At 71.4% G+C, this 12,883-nt stretch carries 14 protein-coding genes and 1 pseudogene; 5 read left to right on the top strand and 10 right to left on the bottom strand.

Going from position 1 to position 12,883, the window contains the following annotated elements:
* Window positions 1-80: 80 nt before the first annotated feature.
* From mftA to mftC, 3 genes are read left to right on the top strand one after another with little or no spacing between them, the layout of a single operon-like run.
* The gene (gene mftA / locus VA596_RS12870) at window positions 81-197 is read left to right on the top strand and encodes a mycofactocin precursor MftA (protein WP_323326565.1); all 117 of its coding nucleotides are present in this window, start codon (window positions 81-83) and stop codon (window positions 195-197) included.
* A complete protein-coding gene (gene mftB / locus VA596_RS12865) occupies window positions 187-477 on the top strand; it encodes a mycofactocin biosynthesis chaperone MftB (RefSeq protein ID WP_323326563.1) in 291 nt (96 codons plus the stop codon). Before mftA ends, mftB begins: the two co-directional genes overlap by 11 nt.
* Window positions 477-1,640 (top strand): mycofactocin radical SAM maturase, encoded by a 1,164-nt coding sequence (gene mftC, locus VA596_RS12860; protein WP_323326561.1) that lies wholly within the window; start codon window positions 477-479, stop codon window positions 1,638-1,640. Before mftB ends, mftC begins: the two co-directional genes overlap by 1 nt.
* Before the next feature lie 46 nt (window positions 1,641-1,686).
* On the opposite strand, the gene VA596_RS12855 is transcribed toward mftC, so the two are convergent.
* From VA596_RS12855 to VA596_RS12845, 3 genes are read right to left on the bottom strand one after another with little or no spacing between them, the layout of a single operon-like run.
* A complete protein-coding gene (locus VA596_RS12855; protein ID WP_323326559.1) occupies window positions 1,687-1,935 on the bottom strand; it encodes an Atu4866 domain-containing protein in 249 nt (82 codons plus the stop codon).
* A gap of 10 nt (window positions 1,936-1,945) precedes the next feature.
* Window positions 1,946-2,749: an HTD2 family dehydratase gene (locus VA596_RS12850; protein WP_323326557.1), complete on the bottom strand. Its 804-nt coding sequence runs from the start codon at window positions 2,747-2,749 to the stop codon at window positions 1,946-1,948.
* A 14-nt stretch (window positions 2,750-2,763) separates the two neighbouring features.
* Complete coding sequence (locus VA596_RS12845) at window positions 2,764-3,921, bottom strand: acyl-CoA dehydrogenase family protein (protein WP_323326555.1); 1,158 nt, start codon at window positions 3,919-3,921, stop codon at window positions 2,764-2,766.
* 182 nt (window positions 3,922-4,103) lie between these two features.
* Between VA596_RS12845 and VA596_RS12840 the strand changes: the two genes are divergently transcribed.
* The gene (locus VA596_RS12840) at window positions 4,104-6,935 is read left to right on the top strand and encodes an alpha-L-rhamnosidase-related protein (protein WP_323326553.1); all 2,832 of its coding nucleotides are present in this window, start codon (window positions 4,104-4,106) and stop codon (window positions 6,933-6,935) included.
* 5 nt (window positions 6,936-6,940) lie between these two features.
* Here the strand turns inward: VA596_RS12840 and VA596_RS12835 are convergent, their stop codons facing one another.
* Entirely contained in the window at window positions 6,941-7,777 is an 837-nt protein-coding gene (locus VA596_RS12835) for an AMP-binding protein (RefSeq protein WP_323326551.1), read from the bottom strand.
* Between the two features lie 107 nt (window positions 7,778-7,884).
* Window positions 7,885-8,388 (bottom strand): annotated as a pseudogene (locus tag VA596_RS12830) (AMP-binding protein); the annotation flags it as partial.
* Window positions 8,389-8,474: 86 nt separating this feature from the next.
* On the opposite strand from VA596_RS12830, the gene VA596_RS12825 reads away from it, so the two are divergent.
* Window positions 8,475-9,221, top strand: coding sequence for an SDR family oxidoreductase (locus VA596_RS12825; protein WP_323326549.1), 747 nt, complete (start codon window positions 8,475-8,477; stop codon window positions 9,219-9,221).
* Between the two features lie 203 nt (window positions 9,222-9,424).
* On the opposite strand, the gene VA596_RS12820 is transcribed toward VA596_RS12825, so the two are convergent.
* From VA596_RS12820 to VA596_RS12800, 5 genes are all read right to left on the bottom strand, one after another.
* Window positions 9,425-10,567 carry an FAD-dependent monooxygenase gene (locus VA596_RS12820; protein ID WP_323326547.1) on the bottom strand — a complete coding sequence of 381 codons (1,143 nt, stop codon included), beginning with the start codon at window positions 10,565-10,567 and terminating at the stop codon, window positions 9,425-9,427.
* Window positions 10,568-10,649: 82 nt separating this feature from the next.
* Window positions 10,650-11,411, bottom strand: a complete 762-nt coding sequence (locus VA596_RS12815; RefSeq protein WP_323326545.1) for an ABC transporter permease — start codon at window positions 11,409-11,411, stop codon at window positions 10,650-10,652.
* Window positions 11,411-12,178 (bottom strand): ABC transporter ATP-binding protein, encoded by a 768-nt coding sequence (locus VA596_RS12810; protein ID WP_323326543.1) that lies wholly within the window; start codon window positions 12,176-12,178, stop codon window positions 11,411-11,413. Before VA596_RS12810 ends, VA596_RS12815 begins: the two co-directional genes overlap by 1 nt.
* Window positions 12,175-12,543, bottom strand: coding sequence for a DUF1048 domain-containing protein (locus VA596_RS12805; protein ID WP_323326541.1), 369 nt, complete (start codon window positions 12,541-12,543; stop codon window positions 12,175-12,177). The genes VA596_RS12810 and VA596_RS12805 overlap by 4 nt, the downstream gene beginning before the upstream one ends.
* Window positions 12,540-12,875 (bottom strand): PadR family transcriptional regulator, encoded by a 336-nt coding sequence (locus VA596_RS12800; RefSeq protein WP_323327740.1) that lies wholly within the window; start codon window positions 12,873-12,875, stop codon window positions 12,540-12,542. The genes VA596_RS12805 and VA596_RS12800 overlap by 4 nt, the downstream gene beginning before the upstream one ends.
* Window positions 12,876-12,883 lie beyond the last annotated feature (8 nt).

The raw sequence follows: 12,883 nt of genomic DNA, 5'->3' as shown, positions 1-12,883 counted from the left end.
GACACCACGTGCCATTACTCTATTCGGCACACGGTGACGAATCTCGCGTGTCCTGCTCAGCCCGTGCCGAAGGAGTCACGATGACCGAGAAGACCATCCCCGCGACCGAAGCCGACGCCGACGCCGCCGAAACCCCCGTCGCCGAAGAGCTGCTCGTGGAAGAGGTCTCGATCGACGGCATGTGCGGTGTCTACTGAGCCGCGGGCGGCGTTCGACCTGGACAGCGCGTGGCGCCTCGACGACCGGGTCTCGATCCGGCCGGAACGGTTCGGCGCCCTGCTCTACCACTTCGGCACCCGCCGCCTGTCCTTCCTGAAGAGCCCGACCCTGCTGGCCGTGGTCCGCGGGCTCACCGACCAGCCGACCGCCCGCTCGGCGTGTGCCGAAGCCGGCGTCGGTCCCGGTGAGCTGCCCCGCTACCGCGCCGCGCTGGCCGCTCTGGCCGAGTCACGGATGATCCAGCCGAGGAGCGTGTGATGTCCCTTGTGGACGAATTCCGGTACGGCCTCGACGCGCCAATCTGCCTCACCTGGGAGCTCACCTACGCCTGCAACTTGTCCTGCGTGCACTGCCTTTCCTCGTCGGGACGGCGGGATCCGCGGGAGCTGTCCACAGTGGAGTGCAAAGCGCTGATCGACGATTTCGAGCGGATGCAGGTCTTCTACGTCAACATCGGCGGTGGTGAGCCGACCGTGCGCCCGGACTTCTGGGAGCTGGTGGACTACGCCACCGCGCACCACGTCGGCGTCAAGTTCTCCACCAACGGCGTCAAGATCACCCCCGAGGTGGCCCGGCGGCTGGCCGGCAGTGACTACGTGGACGTCCAGATCTCCCTGGACGGCGCCACCGCCGAGGTCAACGACCACGTCCGCGGCCCCGGCTCGTACGCCACGGCGATCCGCGCGATGGACAACCTGGCCGCGGCGGGCTTCCGCGGGTTCAAGATCTCCGTCGTGGTCACCCGGCAGAACGCGGGCCAGCTCGACGAATTCAAGGCCATCGCCGACCGCTACGACGCCCAGCTGCGGCTGACGCGGCTGCGTCCGTCCGGGCGCGGCGCGGACGTCTGGGACGAGCTGCACCCCACCGCCGCGCAGCAGCGCTCGTTGTACGACTGGCTGGTCGCGCACGGCGAGAACGTCCTCACCGGCGACTCGTTCTTCCACCTCGCCGGGTACGGCGAGGGTGGGCTGCCCGGGCTGAACCTGTGCGGCGCCGGGCGGGTGGTGTGCCTGGTCGACCCGGTCGGCGACGTCTACGCCTGCCCGTTCGCCATCCACGACACGTTCCTGGCCGGCAACATCCGCGACGCCGGTTTCACGAGCGTCTGGCGGGAGTCCGAGCTGTTCACGGAGCTGCGCAGCCCGCAGAGCGGCGGCGCGTGCACGTCGTGCTCGGCGTTCGACGCCTGCCGCGGCGGCTGCATGGCGGCCAAGTTCTTCACCGGGCTGCCGCTGGACGGCCCGGACCCGGAATGCGTACGCGGCCACGGTGAGCCGGCCCTGGCCGGGGTCACGAGCGTGCCGAAGCCGTCGCTGGACCACTCGCACCGCCGCCGCCCGGTCCCGGTGACGATCGGCGTGCGGCGCCCGCCGGAACGGGCGTGCGACGAGAACCCACTAGCCGGCTTCGGCGGCTGACGTTCGGTGGCCGGCAGCCGCATCGACGTACTCGCGTCGTGAGGCCTCAGCTGTCCTCGCGGTAGAGGACCAGGTGCTCGTGGTACAGCACGCCGTCGCGGATGTCGCCGGTCGCGGTGAAGCCCGTGTCGTCGGCGTAGTCGATGTGGTTGCCCGTCGCGGTGTAGCTGCCGGTGTAGGCGCTCTTCCTGGTGCCGCGGGCCTCGTCGTAGCGGCCGTCCGGCCGCAGTTCCTGGCGGATGTGGCCGTCGGCGGTCACCCACATCCCGGTGAGGGGAGCGTGTTCGTCGGTCATGGCTCCAGCGTCACCGATCCGCCGCCGCCGAACCAGGGTGCCGTTCTCCCAGGTTCAGCGTCCCCGTCGCGGTCTGCCGCCCGTGGCGGTCGCGGACCGACGTCGTCGCGCCGTCCGCCCGGGCGATCAGCCCCTGGTGGTCGAACAGCGGCGACACCAGCCGGTATTCGAAGTCCAAGTCACCGGCGGCGCCCTGCGCCCGGGCGGCTTCCGCCATGGCCAGGGCCTGGAGCGGGCCGTGGGTGAGCAGGCCGGGATACCCCTCGACGTCACGGCTGTAGTCGCGGTCGTAGTGGATGCGGTGCGCGTTGTAGGTCAAGGCGGAGAAGCGGAACAGCAGCGTCGGCGTCACGTCGAGCGCCCACTCGCCCTCGGCGGGCGGGATCTCCGGGCCGTCGTCGGACAGAGCCAAAGCCGACCCTGCGCGGTAGACGAGGTCCTGCCGTTCGTCGACCACCACCTGCCCGCGCTGCCGGATCCGGTGGGCCACGACGACGAACGTCAGCGCACCCGACCGGCCGTGTTTCTCCGTGGTGGACAGGACTTCCGAATGCCGGGTGGCGGGTTCACCGCACCGCAGCGCCCCGGTCGTCCGGACCCGGCCGCCCGCCCACATGCGCCGCCGTCCCGGGCCCGGCGGGGCCAGCACGCCGCCGCGCACCGGGTGGCCGTCCGGGCCGAGGTCCGCCTGCGCGGGCCGGTCCAGCAGGTACACCCAGTGCCACAGCAGCGGAAGCCCCGCCTCGACGTCCGGCAGCGGCACGCCGAGCAGCGCGGCGAGCGCCTCCGCCGGTTCCGGCTGGATCAACTCCATGCTTCTCCCCCGCCTCAGGACTGGATCGGGTGGCGCTTGACCAGCTGCCGCGCGATGACGTTCCGCTGGATCTCGTTCGTGCCCTCACCGACGATCATCAGCGGCGCGTCGCGGAAGTAGCGCTCGACGTCGAACTCGGTGGAATAGCCGTACCCGCCGTGGATCCGGACGGCGTCGAGCGCGATCTCCATGGCCGCCTCGGACGCGAACAGCTTGGCCATGCCGGCCTCCATGTCCGCACGCTCCCCCGAGTCGTAACGCCGGGCGGCGTGGTGCACCAGCTGCCGCGCGGCCTCGAGCTTGGTGGCCATGTCGGCGAGCAGGTTGCCGACGGACTGGTGCTGCCAGATCGGCTTGCCGAAGCTCTCCCGCTCCTGGGCGTAACGCAGGGAGTCCTCGAGAGCGGCGCGCCCGACCCCCAGGGCCCGGCTCGCGACCTGGATCCGGCCGATCTCCAGCCCGCGCATCATCTGCGCGAAGCCGCGGCCCTCCTCGCCGCCGAGCAACGCCGTCACCGGGACGCGGAAGCCGTCGAAGGCGAGTTCGCAGCTCTCGACGCCCTTGTAGCCGAGCTTCGGCAGGTCACGCGAGACGTGGAAGCCGGGGCCGGGCTCGGCGAGCAGGATGCTGATGCCACTGTGGGCCGGCTCGGCCGCGGGATCGGTCTTGCACAGCAGGGCGACAAGCTGCGAGCGGCGGGCGTTGGTGATCCACGTCTTCGAGCCGTCGACGACGTAGGCGTCACCGTCACGGCGCGCGGTGGTCCGCAGGGCCTGCAGGTCGGAGCCGCCGCCGGGCTCGGTCAGGGCCATCGTCGCGCGGATCTCGCCGGTCGCCAGCTTCGGCAGGTAGGCGTCCTTCTGCTCCGGCGTCCCGTGCTCGAGCAGGAGCTTCGCGACGACGGTGTGCCCGCCCATCGCGCCGGCCAGGCTCATCCAGCCGCGGGCCAGCTCTTCGGTGACGGCGGCGTAGCACCGCGCTGACACGTGCGCCTCGCCCCACGGCTCCGGGATCGCGAGCCCGAAGACGCCCATCTCCTTCATCTGCTCGATGAGCTTCTCCGGGTAGACGTTGCCGTGGTCCAGCTCCTGCGCGACGGGCCGGACCTCGCGGTCGACGAACGCCCCCACCAGGGCGACGATCGCCTCTTCCTCCTCGGTGAGCCCGTCCATGACGACTTCCTCTCTGCGGTGCGGCCGTCCACCCATCATGACCCAGGGCCCGCGCGGGCATTGACAGAACCAGGGCCGGAGAGCACCCTGGCGTGACCAAAAACGTCTAGACCAATCTTCCCCACATTTTTCGAGGACCTGTCGCAGCCCGGGATTGAAACGTTGCAATCGTGGAGGTCGTCATGCGTTCCGCCGCTCTGGTGGGTGCCCTGCTCCTGGTTCTCCTGGCGGCACCACCCCTGGAGGCCCGGACGGGCTCCCCACCCTCGCTCGCGGCGGCGCTCGACCTGCCGAACCTCTCGCCGACGTCCCGGACGGTGCGCCCGGTCGCCGTCCAGGGCACGGCCGGCTCGGTGACCGGCCCGCAGAACGTCCTGTCCGGGCAGGCGACCCGGCTGTCCGGGACGAACGCGTCGATCACCCTCGACTTCGGCAAGGAGGTCGGCGGGATCGCCACGCTCTCGTTCGGCGCGACCAGCGGCGGGCAGCGGGTCGGGCTCGCGTTCACCGAGTCGTCCCTCTACATCGGACGGACGAGCGACGCCAGCAGCGGCGGCAACGCCGACGGCGCGCTCTTCGGGGACGCCACCGCCAACGGCACCTACGTGATGCCGACGGCGCGGCTGCGCGGCGGTTTCCGGTACCTGACGGTCTTCCTGAGCACCGCGGGCTGGGCGGACCTCACCGGCGTGTCGCTGGCCTTCACCCCCGCGCCGGGCAAGACGAACCCCGCGGCGTACGCGAACTACTTCTCCTCCAGCGACCCCTTGCTCAACCGGATCTGGTACGCGGGCGCCTACACCGTGCAGACCAACATCATCGCGAGCAACCAGGGCCGGGCCTGGCCACCCCCGGCGTCCGAATGGGACAACAGCGCCGTGGTCGGGGTGGGCAACTCCGTCCTCGTGGACGGCGCCAAACGCGACCGGACCGTCTGGCCCGGCGACCTCGGCATCTCCGTCCCGACGGCCTACGCGTCGATGAACGAGCTCGAAGCGACCCGGAACGCGCTGTCGACCATGTACGGCGCGCAGGCCGCCAACGGCGAAATCCCCTGGTCCGGCCCCGTGTTCAACCTCAAGGGCTCGGACACCTACCACACGTGGACGCTGCTCGGCACGTCGTTGTACTACACCTATTCCGCCGACCGTTCCTGGCTCGACTCGGTGTGGTCGAACTACACCCGCGGGATGCAGTTCATCCTCGGCAAGATCGACTCCGCCAACCTGCTCAACGTGACCGCGACCCAGGACTGGGCGCGCTCCGGCCAGGGTGGCGAGAACATCGAGGCGAACGCGCTGCTCTACGCCGCGCTGACCGGTGGTGCCGCCCTCGCGGCCGTCAAGGGTGACAGCGGTTTGGCCGCCACCTACACGAACAAGGCCGCCGCGCTGAAGGCCGCGGCGAACGCCCGGCTCTGGGACTCCGGTGCCGGCATGTACCGCGACAACCCGAACAGCAGCCTCTATCCGCAGGACGGCAACTCGCTCGCGGTCTGGTACGGCCTGACCGACTCGCCGTCGAAGGCCACCACCGTCGTCCGGGCCCTGAGCACCCGCTGGAACGCCTTCGGGGCCACGACCCCCGAGTGGGGCGGCGGGGTGCACCCCTTCTCCGGCGGCATGGAGGTGCAGGCGCACTTCGCGGCCAACGACGATTTCACCGCCCTGGCCCAGATCCGCCGGACCTGGGGCTACATGCTGGACAGCCCGGTCGGCACGAAGAGCACGTTCTGGGAGGGCATCAACGCCGACGGCAGCCCGGCCTACGGCGGGCCGTTCATGAGCCTGTCGCACGGCTGGTCGAGCGGCCCGACCTCCGCACTCACCTTCGAGGTGCTGGGCACCGCACCGGAACCCCAGGCCGGCCAGTACCGGTTCGTGCCGCACCCCGGTGACCTGACCAGCGCCGAAGGCCGCATCACGCTGCCGCAGGGGCCGGTGAACGGATCCTGGTCCCGCAACCCCGGCGCCGGCACCTACACCGCGCACCTCGTCAGCCCCGCCGGGACGACCGGCCGGATCGGCGTGCCCAAGCTCGGTGGCGCGAACATCTCGGTCTCCGTCAACGGCGCGGTGGTGTGGAGCGGCGGCACCTTCACGCCCCGCCCGGGAATCGGCGCCGCGTCGCAGGACGGCGACTACGTCTACCTCACCGGCGTCGCACCGGGCACCTACGATCTGACCGCCAGCGGGCTCGGCAACCCCAGCCCTCCCCCGCTCGGCACCTCCGGTGGTCTCCCGGCCGGTTTCACCCACTGCGCCACGGAAAGCGGGCAGTGCTCCTTCACCGGCACCCGCAGCGTCGCCTACGGAGCCGGGACCTACACGTTCAAGACCGCGACCTCGGCGACCGCCTGCACGAACGACGCGTTCGGCACCGACCCGGCCGCGAACCTCGCCAAGTCCTGTTACGTGGCACCGCTCGGCGGCCCCGCCGGGTACACGGCGTGCGCGGCCGAAAACGGCACCTGCTCCTTCACCGGCTACGGCCGCAGCATCGCCTACGGCGCGAACGGCGCGTTCGCCTACCGGGTGTTCAGCGCCGGCACCCCGTGCACCAACGGCGTCTTCGGCGATCCGATCGGCAACGTCGCGAAGTCGTGCTACATCGCGTCGGCCGGACCGCCCGCGGGCGGCTGGAGCCAGTGCGCGGGCGAGGGCGGCTCGTGTGCCGCGGCCGCCGGCCAGCCGATCGCCTACGGCGCGTACGGCGCGTTCCGGTACGCCACGGCCACGGGCACCACCAGCTGCGCCAACGGTTCCTTCGGCGGCGACCCGATTCCGGGCGAGGCCAAGGCGTGCTACACCACCGGCGGCAGCCCGCCCGGCTACACCACGTCGTGCGCCGGCGAAGGCGCCACGTGCAGCTTCACCGGCCAGCGCACGGTCGCCTACGGCGCACGGGGAGCGTTCGTCTACCGCACCTTCACCGGCGGAACCCCGTGCACCACCACGGCGTTCGCCACCGACCCGCTGAACGGAGTCGCGAAGTCCTGCTACCTGACGCCGTGACGACGTCACCCTTCGGGCGCAGGCAGCGCGCGGCGGTTCAGCTTCCCGTTGGGCAGCAACGGCATCCGGTCGAGGACGAGCACCCGGTGCGGGACCAGGTGCGCGGGCAGCTGCCCGGCGAGCGCGGACCGCACGGGTCCGGCGTCGGCGGGGCCCACGACGTAGCCGATCACCCGCCCGTCGCGCAGCGCGGCGGCGGCGCGGACTACCCCCGGCTCGCGCAGCAGCGCGTCCTCGATCGCGCCGAGCTCCACCCGCTGCCCCTGCTGCTCGATCTGGTCGGTGCTGCGGCCGAGGTAGTCGTAATTGCCGTCGGCGCGGACCCGCACGACGTCGCCCGTGCGGTACATCCGCGCACCCGCGGCGAACGGGTCGGCGACGAACAGCGACGCGGTCAGCGCGGGCCGGTCGCGGTACCCGCGGGCCACGCCCGCACCGCCGATGTAGAGCTCGCCGATCCCGCCCGGCTCGACCGGCCGGAGCCGGGCGTCGAGAACGTGGGCGTGGACGCGGGGTATCGGCGTGCCGAGCGGCACGATCGCGGCGTCGCCGAGCACGTCGGCGTCCGGGCGCAGCAGGAGGGAGTCGACGGTGGTCTCGGTGAGGCCGTAGGCGTTGAGCACCACCGAATCCGGGGGCAGCCGCCCGGCGAGCTCGCGGAAGTCGGCCGCGGGCCAGCCCTCCGAGCCGACCGACATCAGCCGCATGGCGGGCAGCTCCCCCGCGCGGCCGAGGGCCTTCGCCTGGCTGGGGACCAGTTCGGTCGCGTCGCCGCCGTGACGGCGGAACTCGGCGAGCAGCTCGGCCGGGTCGGCCACCGCCTCGTGGGTCGCGATGACCATCGTCCCGCCGGCGAACACCGAGCGCAGCAGGTCGGCGAAGAAGAGGTCGACCCGATCCCGATGACGGAGACGAAGGTCAGCGGCTCCTCGCGCAGCCGGAACAGCTCGTCCCACGCCGCGAAGACGTGCGCGAGGTGGCGGTGCTCGACGCCCACCGGCTTGGGCTTGCCCGACGAGCCCGAGGTGTACATGACGTAGGCGAGGTTCCCGGGCCGCAGCTCGACGTCCGGGGCGTGCTCGGGCTGTCCGGCCACGGCGTCGCCGAGCCGTACGTCTTCCGCGACTTCGGTGGTGTTGGTGAGCACGAGGGAGACGCCCGCGTCCGCGCCCATCCAGGCCACGAGGTCGGACGGGTACACCGGATCGAGCGGCAGGCAGGCCGCACCGGACTTGAGGACGCCGAGCGCGCCGACCGCCATCTCGAACCCGCGGTCCATCCGCAGCCCCACCAGGTCCTCGGGCCCCAGGCCCCGCCCGGCGACGTACTGGGCGACCCGGTTGGCCTCGCGGTCCAGCTGCGTGAACGTCATGCGCTCGCCCGCGAAGACGAGAGCGGTGGCGTCGGGGGTCTCGGCAACCCGGGCCGCGAAGAGATCGAGCAAGCTTTCCATGAGTCCCTCCTGCTTTCATCGTGCGGGACCGGCCGCCCGCTCGCAGCGTGGTTGCGTCGGCCGGCGCGGCTGTTTACCGTTGATCCGTGCGTATCGCGGTGGCTGGAGCGGACGAACTGGTGGGCCCGCACGTCGCCGAGGCGGCTCGCGGGCGCGGCCACACGGTGGTGGCGCTGGAAAGCGTCGATCTCACCGGCGACGGCTTGAGCGCCGCGCTGGACGGCGTCGACGCCGTGGTCGACGTCAGCAACTCCACGTCCCTGGACGAGGAGCCGGCCCGGCGGTACTTCACGACTGCCGCGGCCAACCTGCAGCGCGCCGGCGCCGAGCGGGGGGTGCGGCACATCGTGACCCTGTCGGTCGTGGGGATCGACGACACGGGTTTCGGCTATTTCCGCGCGAAGGAGGCGCACGAGCGCGCGGCGGGTGCGGGACCGGTCCCCGCGACGATCGTGCGCGCGACCCACTTCCACGAGTTCCCCGGGCAGCTGGTGGGCCGCACCCGCGACGGCGGCCAGGCCACGGTGTTCGGCCTGCGCGTCCAGACGGTGGCCGCGACAGCGGTGGCCGCGGCGCTCGTCGAGGTCGCCGAGCGCCCCGCGCAGGGCCGCACGCCCGACATCGCGGGCCCCGAGCCGGCCGAGGTGCTGGACCTCGCCCGCGCCTTCGTCGACCACTTCGGCCTGGGACTGGAGCTGCGAACCGACGACCACACGGTGACCGGCATCGCCGAGAACGGCCTCCTACCCGGGGCGGGCGCGACGATCCTCGGGCCGAGTTACGCCGAGTGGCTCCACAGCCCCGAAGCCGCAGCATTGGCCTCCGACGGCTGACCCATGCGCTCGCCCGACGTGTCGGTGCAGGTCCGAAGGCTGGCTCCGGCAAGATCCGGCCGCGGGATCGGATCCGGTGCAGTGCCCGCGAGCAATGCTGTGAACAGCGGCCACAACGCCTCGGTGCGGCCGGAACCGGGGTCACCGCAATGAGGTCAGCGGCAGTGTCCGACCCGGCGGAGCACCTGGCCGGCATTCAGCGATCAGCCGACCGACCCGGTTTCCTCGAAGATCCAGCTGACCGCGTCCAGTGCGAACGCCTCCCCCCGACGCATTGCCTCGTCGCGGGAGTGCTGCTCCGGGCCGTCCGGTAGGTGGTAGGCCGTGTTGTTGTCCCAGGACATTCGCTGGATTCGGGACGCCTTGGGCAGGCGCAGCCGTTGATATCGCTCCAGCGCCGCCGGAACATCGTGATCCTCCAGGCATTCCGCGAGGACCCCTGCGTCCTCGATGGCCTGCGCGGCGCCCTGGGCGAGGAACGGGAGCATCGGGTGGCACGCGTCGCCGAGCAGGGCGGTCGTCTGCCCGACCCACTCGGGCAGTGGCTCGCGGTCGTACAGGGCCCACCGGTAGACCGGGCCGTCCACCCGGTCCAGCAGCCCGGCCACCGTCGCCGACCAGCCCGCGTAGTGACGGCGCAGGTCGTCGGCGTCGCCGGGTGCGATCCAGGACTCGGTCCGCCAGTCCGCTGCCGGGACCACGCCCACCAGGTTGAGGTAACGCCCGACGGAGTAGGCGACCAGGTGCCGGCCGGGGCCGAGCCAGATGCGCACCTTCGTCTCGGTGCCGTCGGCGGGGACCAGCGCGCGGTAGGCGCACATGCCGGAGAACCGGGCCGGGACGTCGCCGACAGTGGCGGACCGGACGGTGGAATGGATGCCGTCGCAGCCGAGCACCAGGTCCGCCTCCAGGCGCCGTCCGTCCACAGTGGACACGGTCGCGCCGTCGGCACCGGCGGTCATCCCGGTCACCCGCGCGCCGAGCAGCAGCTGATCGGCGGGCTGCGCACGGGCCAGCACCTCGATCAGGTCGGGCCGGTAGAGCGTGTAGTACGGCGCGCCGAACCGCTCGCGCATCCGCCGCTTCACGGGCCATTCGGTCAGCACGGCGTCGTCGTCCCACCGGCAGAACCGCACCACTTCCGGTGTCACCGCGACCTTCGCGAGCTCCTCGTCGAGCCCCAGCCGGGCCAGCACCCTGGTGGCGTTCGGGCCTAGCTGCACCCCGGCACCCACTTCGCCGAACTTCGCCGCGCTCTCGACCACAGTGGCCGTCCACCCCCGCCGCCGCAGGGCGACGGCCGCGACGAGCCCACCGATCCCGCCACCGACGACGACCGCCCGCATGCGGCCAGCATGGCCAACCGGACGTCCCCGAGTCAACGGTGCCCGGCCACACAACGGAATCCGCTTTCCCGGCGGCGGATTCTCAGGAGATCTTGCGCCGGTAGGTGATGGTGGCGAAGACGTACGCGACGACGAGGAGGCCGGCGCACCAGGCCAGCGCGACCCAGAGGTCGGCACCGACCGGCTGCCGGGCGAACAGGCTGCGCAGCGCGTTGACGATCGACGTCACCGGCTGGTGCTCGGCGAAGGCGCGCACCGGGCCGGGCATCGTGCCGGTCGGCACGAACGCGGAGCTGAGGAACGGCAGGAAGATCAGCGGGTAGGAGAACGCGCTGGCGCCGTCCACGGACTTCGCGGTGAGGCCCGGGATGACGGCGAGCCACGTCAGCGCCAGGGTGAACAGGAGCAGGACGCCGAGCACCGCGAGCCACGCCCCGACACCGGCGTCCGACCGGAACCCCATGAGCAGCGCGACACCCACGACGACCACGAGCGAGATCAGGTTGGCGACCAGCGACGTCAGCACGTGCGCCCACAGCACCGACGAGCGCGCGATCGGCATCGACTGGAACCGCTCGAAGATGCCGTTCTTCATGTCCAGGAACAGCCGGAACGCGGTGTAGGAGATACCCGAGGCGACGGTGATGAGCAGGATGCCGGGCAGCAGGTAGTTCACGTACGAACCGGACCCGGCCTTGATCGCGCCGCCGAACACGTAGACGAACAGCAGCAACATGGCGATCGGCATGATCGCGGTCGTGATGACGGTGTCCGCGCTGCGCGTGATGTGACGCAGCGACCGTCCCAACAGGACGGTGGTGTCGCCGAAGAAGTGCTTGGTCATCACTGCTCCCCTCTCGCTTCGGTGCCGACGAGGGTGAGGAAGACGTCTTCCAGCGTCGGCTGTTTCTCGACGTATTCGACCTTGGCCGGTGGCAGCAGCCGCTTGAGCTCGGCGAGGGTGCCGTTCACGATGATCCGGCCCTCGTGCAGGATCGCGATCCGGTCGGCGAGGTGCTCGGCCTCGTCCAGGTACTGCGTCGTGAGCAGCACCGTGGTGCCCCGGCCGGCGAGCTCCTTGACGGCCCGCCAGACCTCGAGGCGCCCCTGCGGGTCGAGCCCGGTCGTCGGCTCGTCGAGGAAGACGACCGGCGGGTTCCCGACGAGGCTCATCGCGATGTCGAGGCGTCGGCGCATGCCTCCCGAGTACGTCGCCACCTTCCGCGCCGCCGCGTCGGTCAGCGAGAACCGCTCGAGCAGGTCGTCCGCGATCCGGCCCGGGCCCTCGAGGTGCCGCAGCCGGGCGACCAGCACCAGGTTCTCCCGGCCGCTGAGGATCTCGTCGACGGCCGCGAACTGTCCCGTGAGGCTGAAGGACGCCCGGACGTCCTCGGCCTGCGTGGTGACGTCGAAGCCGTTGACGCCGGCCGTCCCCGCGTCGGCCTTGAGGAGCGTGGAAAGGATCTTCACGACGGTCGTCTTGCCCGCGCCGTTCGAGCCGAGCAGGGCGAAGATGCTGCCCCGCGCCACTTCGAAGTCCACGCCGCGCAGCACCCGCAGCGTCTTGTAGGACTTCTCGAGCCCGCGCACGTGGATCGCCGCGGCCGTCATGACAGGGCCTCCCCGGCGGCCTCTTCCGCGCGCTTGATGCCGTTGGTCAGCCGGTCCCGTTCCCGGATGATCCAGCCGCCCTTGGTGTAGTTCTGGATGAACGCCTCGACGAAGTCCACGGGGTCCTCCCCGACGATCTCGCGGATCGCCGTCCCGTCCGCCGCGGCCCGTTCGAACAGGTCGGCCAGGTCCTCGAACATCGTGGCCGCGCTGTCGCCGTCCGCCGCCCCGAAGAACATCAGGTACCGCTCCAGCGCGTCGACCGCGATGCGGTAGTTCTCCGGAAGCCTTTTGGTGCGCGCCTTGTAGGCCCGCCAGCGCCGTTTGTCGCCGATCACCCTCGCGGTGATGTCGGAAATCTTCATGGTCGGTTGCCCCCTTCGCGGAGCTGCTCGAGCCGGTGCGCGAGGAAACTCCAGGTCTTCCAGAATTCGTCGAGCTGCTGCTGTCCCAGTGCGGTGAGCGAATAGACCTTGCGTGGCGGTCCCTTTTCGGACGGCACCTTCTCGACGTCGACGAAGCCGCGCTGCTCGACCCGGACGAGCAGCGCGTAGACCGTGCCCTCGGCGATGTCGGAGAAACCCTGCTCCCGCAACCACGCGGTGATCTCGTAGCCGTAGGCGGCCCGGCCGGACAGGATCGCCAGGACGATGCCCTCCAGCACCCCCTTGAGCATCTCCGTCACCTGCTTGCCCACGGGCACCT

It is taken from the genome of Amycolatopsis heterodermiae (assembly GCF_034929455.1).
Classification (GTDB): Bacteria; Actinomycetota; Actinomycetes; order Mycobacteriales; family Pseudonocardiaceae; genus Amycolatopsis; species Amycolatopsis heterodermiae.
Note: the sequence above shows the minus strand (reverse complement) of the source record. Positions and strands in the feature narration are given on the sequence as shown.

Coding starts and splice junctions, on each gene's coding strand:
- VA596_RS12855 (WP_323326559.1), bottom strand. CDS start 1,935: ATGACCGACGAACACGCTCCCCTCACCGGGATGTGGGTGACCGCCGAC.
- VA596_RS12850 (WP_323326557.1), bottom strand. CDS start 2,749: ATGGAGTTGATCCAGCCGGAACCGGCGGAGGCGCTCGCCGCGCTGCTC.
- VA596_RS12810 (WP_323326543.1), bottom strand. CDS start 12,178: ATGACGGCCGCGGCGATCCACGTGCGCGGGCTCGAGAAGTCCTACAAG.
- VA596_RS12845 (WP_323326555.1), bottom strand. CDS start 3,921: ATGGACGGGCTCACCGAGGAGGAAGAGGCGATCGTCGCCCTGGTGGGG.
- mftA (WP_323326565.1), top strand. CDS start 81: ATGACCGAGAAGACCATCCCCGCGACCGAAGCCGACGCCGACGCCGCC.
- VA596_RS12815 (WP_323326545.1), bottom strand. CDS start 11,411: ATGACCAAGCACTTCTTCGGCGACACCACCGTCCTGTTGGGACGGTCG.
- VA596_RS12840 (WP_323326553.1), top strand. CDS start 4,104: ATGCGTTCCGCCGCTCTGGTGGGTGCCCTGCTCCTGGTTCTCCTGGCG.
- VA596_RS12835 (WP_323326551.1), bottom strand. CDS start 7,777: ATGGTCATCGCGACCCACGAGGCGGTGGCCGACCCGGCCGAGCTGCTC.
- VA596_RS12820 (WP_323326547.1), bottom strand. CDS start 10,567: ATGCGGGCGGTCGTCGTCGGTGGCGGGATCGGTGGGCTCGTCGCGGCC.
- mftC (WP_323326561.1), top strand. CDS start 477: ATGTCCCTTGTGGACGAATTCCGGTACGGCCTCGACGCGCCAATCTGC.
- VA596_RS12805 (WP_323326541.1), bottom strand. CDS start 12,543: ATGAAGATTTCCGACATCACCGCGAGGGTGATCGGCGACAAACGGCGC.